Source organism: Caminibacter sp., assembly GCF_053999135.1.
The window spans coordinates 1-8300 of sequence record NZ_JBMXVQ010000129.1 but is presented as its reverse complement, the minus strand read 5'-3'; the positions used below and the strand labels follow the sequence as shown (position 1 = coordinate 8300).

7 protein-coding genes and 4 tRNA genes are annotated in these 8300 nt (G+C 35.9%); 1 reads left to right on the top strand and 10 read right to left on the bottom strand.

Annotated features, from left to right (window positions below; translation table 11 throughout):
• Nucleotides 1-96: 96 nt before the first annotated feature.
• From ACXJH6_RS09235 to ACXJH6_RS09190, 10 genes are all read right to left on the bottom strand, one after another.
• Nucleotides 97-173: transfer RNA gene (locus tag ACXJH6_RS09235), tRNA-Arg, on the bottom strand.
• Nucleotides 174-193: 20 nt separating this feature from the next.
• A tRNA-Arg gene (locus ACXJH6_RS09230) sits at nucleotides 194-270 on the bottom strand.
• A gap of 17 nt (nucleotides 271-287) precedes the next feature.
• A tRNA-His gene (locus ACXJH6_RS09225) sits at nucleotides 288-364 on the bottom strand.
• 48 nt (nucleotides 365-412) lie between these two features.
• Nucleotides 413-490, bottom strand: a tRNA-Pro gene (locus tag ACXJH6_RS09220).
• Between the two features lie 69 nt (nucleotides 491-559).
• Nucleotides 560-1330, bottom strand: coding sequence for an alpha/beta hydrolase (locus ACXJH6_RS09215; protein ID WP_456471468.1), 771 nt, complete (start codon nucleotides 1328-1330; stop codon nucleotides 560-562).
• On the bottom strand, nucleotides 1327-2106 hold the full coding sequence (locus tag ACXJH6_RS09210) for a thiazole synthase (protein WP_456471467.1): 780 nt from the start codon (nucleotides 2104-2106) through the stop codon (nucleotides 1327-1329). The genes ACXJH6_RS09215 and ACXJH6_RS09210 overlap by 4 nt, the downstream gene beginning before the upstream one ends.
• Nucleotides 2099-3145, bottom strand: coding sequence for a branched-chain amino acid ABC transporter permease (locus ACXJH6_RS09205; RefSeq protein ID WP_456471466.1), 1047 nt, complete (start codon nucleotides 3143-3145; stop codon nucleotides 2099-2101). Before ACXJH6_RS09205 ends, ACXJH6_RS09210 begins: the two co-directional genes overlap by 8 nt.
• 2 nt (nucleotides 3146-3147) lie before the next feature.
• Entirely contained in the window at nucleotides 3148-4089 is a 942-nt protein-coding gene (locus tag ACXJH6_RS09200) for a branched-chain amino acid ABC transporter permease (RefSeq protein WP_456471465.1), read from the bottom strand.
• Between the two features lie 2 nt (nucleotides 4090-4091).
• Nucleotides 4092-5747 carry an oxygen-binding di-iron domain-containing protein gene (locus tag ACXJH6_RS09195; protein WP_456471464.1) on the bottom strand — a complete coding sequence of 552 codons (1656 nt, stop codon included), beginning with the start codon at nucleotides 5745-5747 and terminating at the stop codon, nucleotides 4092-4094.
• Nucleotides 5748-5833: 86 nt separating this feature from the next.
• The gene (locus tag ACXJH6_RS09190; RefSeq protein WP_456471463.1) at nucleotides 5834-6976 is read right to left on the bottom strand and encodes an ABC transporter substrate-binding protein; all 1143 of its coding nucleotides are present in this window, start codon (nucleotides 6974-6976) and stop codon (nucleotides 5834-5836) included.
• A gap of 177 nt (nucleotides 6977-7153) precedes the next feature.
• Between ACXJH6_RS09190 and serS the strand changes: the two genes are divergently transcribed.
• Nucleotides 7154-8300, top strand: a 1147-nt coding sequence (serS, locus tag ACXJH6_RS09185; RefSeq protein ID WP_456471462.1) for a serine--tRNA ligase, incomplete at its 3' end; no start/stop codon positions are given.

Here is an 8300-nt window from a genome sequence, read left to right as displayed (position 1 = left end):
GGACTCGAACCTCCACGCCTTGCGGCACCAGATCCTAAGTCTGGCGCGTCTGCCAGTTCCGCCACTCCCGCAATTAGGAGAAAATTATGATAAAAGTGGTACGCCCTGCAGGACTCGAACCTGCGACCTACGGCTTAGAAGGCCGTTGCTCTATCCAGCTGAGCTAAGGGCGCATATTTAGAGCTTTTAGTGTTGGCGCGTCCGGTAGGACTCGAACCTACAACCTACGGATCCGAAGTCCGTTGCTCTATCCAATTGAGCTACGGACGCTCAACTCGATAGAACAATGGGGTGGATGACCGGACTTGAACCGGCGACCTCCAGGGCCACAACCTGGCGCTCTAACCACCTGAGCTACACCCACCACAAGTGGGTAGCTCTTAAGCTTCTCACTTATAGTGGGTAAATAAAATGGTCGGAGTGGAGGGACTCGAACCCCCGACCCCCTGGTCCCAAACCAGGTGCGCTAACCAAACTGCGCTACACTCCGTTACATTGCTTTGTGGATTGAAATTATAAGAAAAAAATTTTTTAATGTCAAGAGTTTGATATTAAATTTTTATAATCCTTTTAATTTTTCTAAAGATTTATTTATTACATTAATAATTTGAGAATGTTCATAAATAAACCCGTGTTTTACACCTTCTATTAAAAATAGTTTTTTTAAATTTTTTATATGTTTTAGTAAATTTTTTAAAGAATCATCCGGAATAACATCATCATTTTTTAAAGCAATAACAATAACGGGCACTTTAGTATTTGAAATAAATTTATATTCTTTAAATTTATATTTAAGTAAAAAAGATATAGGATAAATAGGATATTTCTTTTTAGCTATATTTTCTATACTATCAAAAGGAGTTATAAGTATTACTCCCTTCACGCTTCTTTTAGAAGCCACATAACTTGCAACAGCCGTACCAAGACTTCTTCCTATAATAAAGTCAGGATTATATTTATCATATATTTCAAGAGCGTATTTTAAAATACATTCTTCACATGGTTTTCCCTCGCTACCCGCATATCCCGGATAATTAAATCCTAAAAAATTATAATTTTTAAGTTTCGGGGCAATATTATCTATAAACTCGATTACATTATTAGCATTCCCACCAAAATATAACACTAAAGGAGCATCTTTTCTATTTTCAAGATAAGCTCCCTCAAGCTTTATACCATCACTTGTAATAAAAAAAATTTTTTTAGCAATTTTTGGTGAATATTCTTTTGCATACTGTTTTTGAAAGACTTTTTTATCCTGAATAAAATAGAGATAAGCTCCTCCCGCAATGTATAAAAAAAGGAGAAGAGCTATAAATTTAAAAATCAAAATTCTATAAGTCCCTCTAAAGGAGAACTTGCTGTAGCGTAAGGTTTTTTTGGAATTCTTCCGGCCTTGTAAGCTTCTCTTCCGGCAATTACCGCATATTTCATAGCTTCAGCCATTCTTATAGGGTCTTTTGCCTGGGCTATTGCAGTATTCGTAAGAACTCCATCCGCTCCAAGCTCCATAGCCACAGCCGCGTCACTTGCCGTACCGATACCAGCATCTACTATAACGGGAACGTTTACGGCATCTTTAACAAATACAACGTTATATCTGTTTTGAATTCCAAGTCCACTTCCAATAGGTGCCGCTAAAGGCATAACAGCAGCAGCTCCCGCGTCTTCAAGCCTTTTAGCCATAATAGGGTCGTCATTTGTATAAGCCATAACAGTAAAATCCTCTTTAGCCAAAACCTCACAGGCTTTTAGCGTCTCTAGTACGTCAGGATAAAGAGTTTTTTTTGTATCCCCTATTACTTCAAGTTTAATAATATCTATTCCCGTAGCCTCTTTTACCAATCTAAAAAGAGTAATAGCCTCTTCAGCCGTTGTACATCCTGCTGAATTTGGCAATATTTGAACATCGGTATCTTTAAAATAATCCATAAGATTTTCTTCATTAGGGTCTAAAATATTTACTCTTCTAACCGCTACCGTTATCATTTCGGCTCCGCTTGCAAGCGTAGCATCTCTTGTAGTTTGAAAATCCGGATATTTTCCGCTTCCCACTATAAGTCTACTGGTAAATTCGTATTTTCCTATTTTTAAAATATCAGCCATTGTTTCTCCTTATTTTTATATAATCCCAAATTTCTTTATCACCAAGCAATCCTTTTCTGGCAAACAACATAATTAAAAGTAAAATAATACTAAATACAACCATTCTAAGACCAGGAATTCCGTGAATAGGTCCAAATTGCCATGCTGTTTCGTCAAGAGGTCTTAATACTTCCATACCTCCTATAAATAAAAATGTTCCGATAATAGCCCCGCTCATACTTCCAAGACCGCCCAATACTATAATAATTAACAGTTGGAATGTCAACATAAACGTAAACTGATCTGGTGAAATCGACCCGATACTACTTGCCATTAATCCTCCTCCAACGCCTTCAAAAAAAGCACTGGTCATAAAAGCAACGGTTTTTGTTTTAAAGGTATTAACTCCCATTGCTAAAGCAGCGTCCTCATCATCCCTGACAGCTTTCATAGCCCTTCCGAATCTTGAATATACTATATTATATATCAAAATTACACTCACAAAACATGTAACACCTATCCAAAAATAAGTAGCAAATCCCGGTATAGAATCAAGCCCCATAGAACCGTTCGAAATCTCAGGATTGTTAATTAAAAATATTCTTATAATAAATCCAAAACCTAAAGTCACAATGGCAAGATAATCCCCTCTTACCCTAAAAACCGGAAACGCAAGCGTAAGAGCCACCAAAGCGGCCACCGTACCGCTTATAATAAGAGTAAAAAAAGGATTAGGTAAAAATACATCTTTTATAAAAGGCAAAGGCTCTGCTAACATGTACATTTCTTCTTTAAGTTCCGGAGAAAGCATTAAAATAGCCGTTACATAAGCTCCAATAGCGACAAATCCGTTTGGTTCTAAAGAAAACTGACCGGTTACACCATTAATAAGATTGTAACTTATAGCTAAAATAATAAATATATAAATATTTCCCAAAACCGTAATTGTATAATCGCTAAAAATTTTAGGAGACACATATAAAAATCCGACAAAAATCAAGGTAACGACACCTATAAGTATAAAATACTGCCAAGCGTTTAAACTTTTTATTTTTTCCATAATTAAAACCTTTGTCTTTCAAAGTCTATTCCCATAATACCGGTCGGTTTAAATAATAATACAAAAATCAATAATATAAACGCAAAAGCGTCTTTCCATCCCCCAAGTTCAGGTAAAAATCCGGGAACGGCAACTTCTACAAACCCTAAAATAAACCCGCCTATTACAGCACCAGTTACACTTCCTATTCCGCCAACCACTGCTGCAGCAAAAGCTTTAAGCCCTACCAAAACTCCCATATAAGGGTCTATACTCGGATAAGCCATCGCATAAGCTATCCCTCCTATAGCCGCAAGAGCCGAACCAAGGGCAAAAACAAACGCCACTATTTTATTGGAATCAGCACCCATAAGTTTTACGGTTTTAAAATCAAAAGCCAACGCTCTTATAGCGATACCTACTTTCGTTTTATAAAGAATATAAAGCACTACACCTAAAAGTAACAGGGTTAAAACCGGTACTATAATCGTTAATACAGGAACCGTTACGTCTCCTATATGAATAATTGTAGAAAACCATTTCGGAAAATAAAAACTCTGATAGTTTCCACCGAAATATTGATTGGCTATTACGTTAAAAAGAGATTCTAAAAAAAACGAAATACCAATTGCCGTAATCAATAAAGAAATCTTAGGAGCTTCTTTATCTAAAAGCGGTTTATAAGCGATTAAATACGTCAACACCCCTATAAAAGAAGTGAATACAATAGACAGTCCGGCCGCCGTTATAAATATAGGAAGAGTTATATTAGCAAAACTCCATCCTGTCAGCATTCCTACAAAAATAAAAGCCAAAAACGCCCCTACCATCATAATATCGCCATGAGCAAAGTTAATAAGTCTTAAAACCCCGTATACCAATGTATATCCAATGGCTATCAGAGCATACATACTCCCCAAAGAAAACCCGTTTACCACCTGTTGCAATATAAATCCAATATCCATAACTACTCCTTGCATACTACTTGGTTTCTACCGCTCTGCTTAGCTTTATAAAGCTTACTATCGGCTTTTGCAATAAAATCTTTTAAATCGTCTTTTTTATTATATTCTTCAACTCCTACGCTTATAGTAACTTTTAATCCCTCTTGTCTGCAAAATTTATATTCTTCCACTTTTTGTCTAAATGTTTCCAACTTCTCACATGCTTCTTCAAGTGTGGTAAAAGGCATAATTACCAAAATTTCTTCTCCTCCATACCTTACGATAACATCAGAACCTCTAAAAGAACTTTTTAATAAATTAGCCAATTCTTTTAATACGCAGTCTCCTATTAAATGTCCGTAAATATCGTTTATTTTTTTAAAGAAGTCAATATCAATCATAGCTATACTCAAAGGAACATTATATCTTTTTGATTCTTCCATTTTTGTAGGCAGATATTCCATCATATATTCTCTGTTGTAAAGACCTGTTAAAGAATCTGTAATCGCTTTTTCATATAAGTTTTTATTTTGCATCTCCAATTCTTTTAACATTAACTCTTTTTGCAGCGCAATCGCTATAGGAACAGAAATTTTATCCAGAAGTATTCTTAGCAGATGTTTTTGATGTTTTGTCAAGGTATCATCCAAAATCAAATAAATAGCCCCAACTTTTTTATCATTTTGAATTAAATCATGCTTGTATGTATAAGTATTATCAATTTCGTCTATTTCAGCCAATTTATCATCTTCAAATGAAAAACAGTAAATTTTATCAGAAAGAGGAGAAAGACCGCAAAATTCTATTTTTTTTATTTTTGGAAGAACAGTTTTTATATTTTTATAAAGATTTCTAAGAATAATCTCAAAAGAACTTAAAGAAACGGTATCTTGAAAAAACTTTTTTAAAACCTCATCAATAGCGTTTAACACTTTTAAATCGCTTTCATATTCATCAAGCAGATAAAGTCCACATTCAAGCTGTCTTAATTTTTCTATTAACGGTTCTATCATACACTCTTTAATAATAGAACCGTGTTGAGGGGCTATCATCTTAGGATGTTTGCTCTGAACCTGCAATAACGCATGGTTTAATATTTCTTTACTTGGCATATAATGTTTATGAAAAGGTTTTGCCGCCTCAAAATAGCTCTCAACATCTTTTGCAAAAAGAGAAAACTCATCAGTCAATCCGCCAAACAAATCGCTTGAAAACAGTATACCGCTTTTTTTATCATATGTACAAAAAGCCCCGGGAAAATGGGCATAAGGAGTAAAAACAAATTCCAGCTCCCTGTCTCCTGCTTTTAATTTCCAGTCGTGAGCGTCAATAAGATAAAAAGGAGTTTTCCATTGATAATGCTTTAAAAGCATTTCCGTCCGCCAGTGAGTAACTACATACCTCTCTCCTTTTGGCATAATACTCTCAAGCGTAGAATAACATCCCACTATATCAGGGTCTTGATGGTGCATAATTATATATTTTATCTCTCTAAGTTTTACAAGAGAAGTTATTTTTTCAAGCACTACAGGAAAAGTTATCATACTTCCGGGGTCTATAAGTACAGATTCATCACCGTTTTTAATTAAATAAACATGGCATTGAAAAGGGTCGTCGGGAATTACGTATCCTACCCAATATATGTTTTCAGCTATTTCTACAGGCTTTGTCAAATCCATTTTAAAATTTCTCCTTTTTAATTTTAAATGCTGATAAAAAATAAAAACTTTATCTTTTATCAGCATTTCCCAAAAAGGGAAAAAAATTAAGGTTTTACAAGTTCTACGAACTCTGTTTTACCATCTACGATTTTTTCCACAACGGCAGGTTTATTAACAGGATTTCCCGTTTTAGGGTCTATTGTCAGATATCCCGTAACCGCTTCAAGATTTTTAGTATGTCTGATAGCGTTATTTACGCATACTTTAAATTGTTCATGATTTGCCGCATTGGCTTTTGTATCACATTTCTTAACAGCGTTATAAATCAACAAATATCCGTCCGCTCCTGTTGCCGCAAATGCGCTTGGGAGTCTTCCGTATTTTGCTTTATATTCTTTAATGAATTTTTCAGAATAAGGCGTAGGAGCTTTCGCGGGGTCAAAATGGTCGGTGTACATTACACCGTTGGCAGCTTTTCCGGCAAGTTTTGTCATTAAATTAATATCGGCAAGACCGTCTCCTCCCATTAAAGGGGCTTTTACCCCGGCGGCTCTTAACTGTCTTACGAAAAGTCCGCCTTCAGGCGCATAAATAGGTGCATAAATAAAATCCGGATTTAATTTTTTTATCTGAGCAACCTGTGCGTTGAAATCTTTGTCCCCGCTGTTTATAAACAGTTTTTTAACAATTTTTCCTCCCCCTTTTTTGTATGCTTTTACAAATTCTTTTGCAAGACCTACGGAATAATCCTGCTTCATATCAAATACGATTACCGCGTTTTTAAGATTGTGCTTAAGTGCATAAGTGGCACCTACTACACCCTGAAAATCATCAGTAAAACATGTTCTTGTAATATATTTGCTGCCTTTGGTAACCCTCGGGTTTGTAGCGATTTGGGTAACCGTAGGTGTTTTAGTGTTTCCTGCAAATCTTTTTATAGACAATGCCATCGAACTTGCAAGAGGCCCCTCGATTGCCACTACCTTTTCACCGCTTGCAAGTCTTTTGTATCCGTTTACGTTTTGGACTTTATCAAACTGGTTATCTACCACTACCAATACTATTTTATCGCCGTTTGGCAAAGTTTTGAAATTTTCATAAGCTATTTTTATCCCTTTTAAAGCATTTTGTCCGTAACTTGCTATAGGACCGGTTAAAGGCTGTAAAATACCAACTTTAATCTCTTTTGCCAATAAGGTGCTAGCAACTAACGCACTAAGCCCCACCGCTAACAGTTTCTTTTTCATTCATGCTCCTTTTTATGTTAAAATTACCCAAGTATTATACCAAAACAAGTTGTAAAGTAGATAAGTAGTGAAGTTGTGAAGTAGATAAGTAGTTAAGTTGTGAAGTTGTGAAGGTATTGGAAGTCTTAACTGCTTATCTGCTTCACAACATTAATTTATTTAAACAAAAGGATTGGGATGATAGATTTAAAACTGCTTGAAAAAGATTTCGAAAATATCGCAAACAGATTAAAATTAAAAGGCGTGGATGAAAAAAACCTAGAAGAAATTAAAAATCTTTTTAAAGAAAAAAAAGAAATAAAAACAAAACTCGACAAACTTTTAGAACAAAGAAACACATTGTCCAAACAAATTGGGAATTTAATGAAAAACGGAGAAAAAGAAAAAGCCCAAGAGGTTAAAAAAGAAGTAAGCGCATTAAAAGAACAGATATCCGAACTTGAAAACAAACTTAAAGCACTTGAAGAGAGTTTAAACCAAAAGGCTCTTGTTATTCCGAACATTCCGGATGAAGACGTACCGGTAGGAAAAGATGAAGAAGACAACGTCGAAATAAAACGGGTAGGCGATATTCCCCAGTTTGATTTTGAACCGAAACCCCACGATGAGCTCGGCGAAAAACTTGACTGGCTCGATTTCGTAAGAGGCGTAAAACTCGCAAAAAGCCGTTTTACGGTTATGAAAAAGGACGCTGCAAGACTTGAAAGGGCTTTGATTAATTTCTTTTTAGACCACAACAGGGAATGGGGATTTGAGGAAGTTTATGTACCGTTTATTGTAAACCGGGAAACAATGACAGGAACCGGACAGCTTCCGAAATTCGAAGAAGACCTGTTTAAAATCGAAGATGAAAACCTTTATTTAATTCCGACTGCGGAAGTCCCTTTGACAAACCTTTTCATGGATGAAATTATTACGGATTTAGAAAAACCGATTAAACTTACCGCCTATACGCCATGTTTTAGAAAAGAGGCGGGAAGCTACGGTAAAGACACAAAAGGAATAATCAGACAGCACCAGTTTGATAAAGTGGAGCTTGTAGCCATTACAAAACCCGAAGATAGCGACAAAATGTTTGATGAGATGGTGGCATGTGCGGGAGCGGCACTTGAAAAACTAGGACTTCCCTACAGACAGTTGATGCTGTGTACCGGGGATTTGGGATTCAGTGCGGCTAAAACGATAGACCTTGAAGTATGGATACCAAGCCAGAACAGATACAGGGAAATCAGCTCAATTTCAAACACAAGGGATTTTCAGGCCAGACGTGCAAAAATAAGATATAAAGACGGAAAGAAAAACAGACTCGTTCATACGTTAAACG

Excerpts from the sequence above, each read along its gene's own strand:
- ACXJH6_RS09210 (WP_456471467.1), bottom strand. The coding sequence starts at position 2,106 with ATGGCTGATATTTTAAAAATAGGAAAATACGAATTTACCAGTAGACTT.
- ACXJH6_RS09205 (WP_456471466.1), bottom strand. The coding sequence starts at position 3,145 with ATGGAAAAAATAAAAAGTTTAAACGCTTGGCAGTATTTTATACTTATA.
- ACXJH6_RS09200 (WP_456471465.1), bottom strand. The coding sequence starts at position 4,089 with ATGGATATTGGATTTATATTGCAACAGGTGGTAAACGGGTTTTCTTTG.
- ACXJH6_RS09195 (WP_456471464.1), bottom strand. The coding sequence starts at position 5,747 with ATGGATTTGACAAAGCCTGTAGAAATAGCTGAAAACATATATTGGGTA.
- ACXJH6_RS09190 (WP_456471463.1), bottom strand. The coding sequence starts at position 6,976 with ATGAAAAAGAAACTGTTAGCGGTGGGGCTTAGTGCGTTAGTTGCTAGC.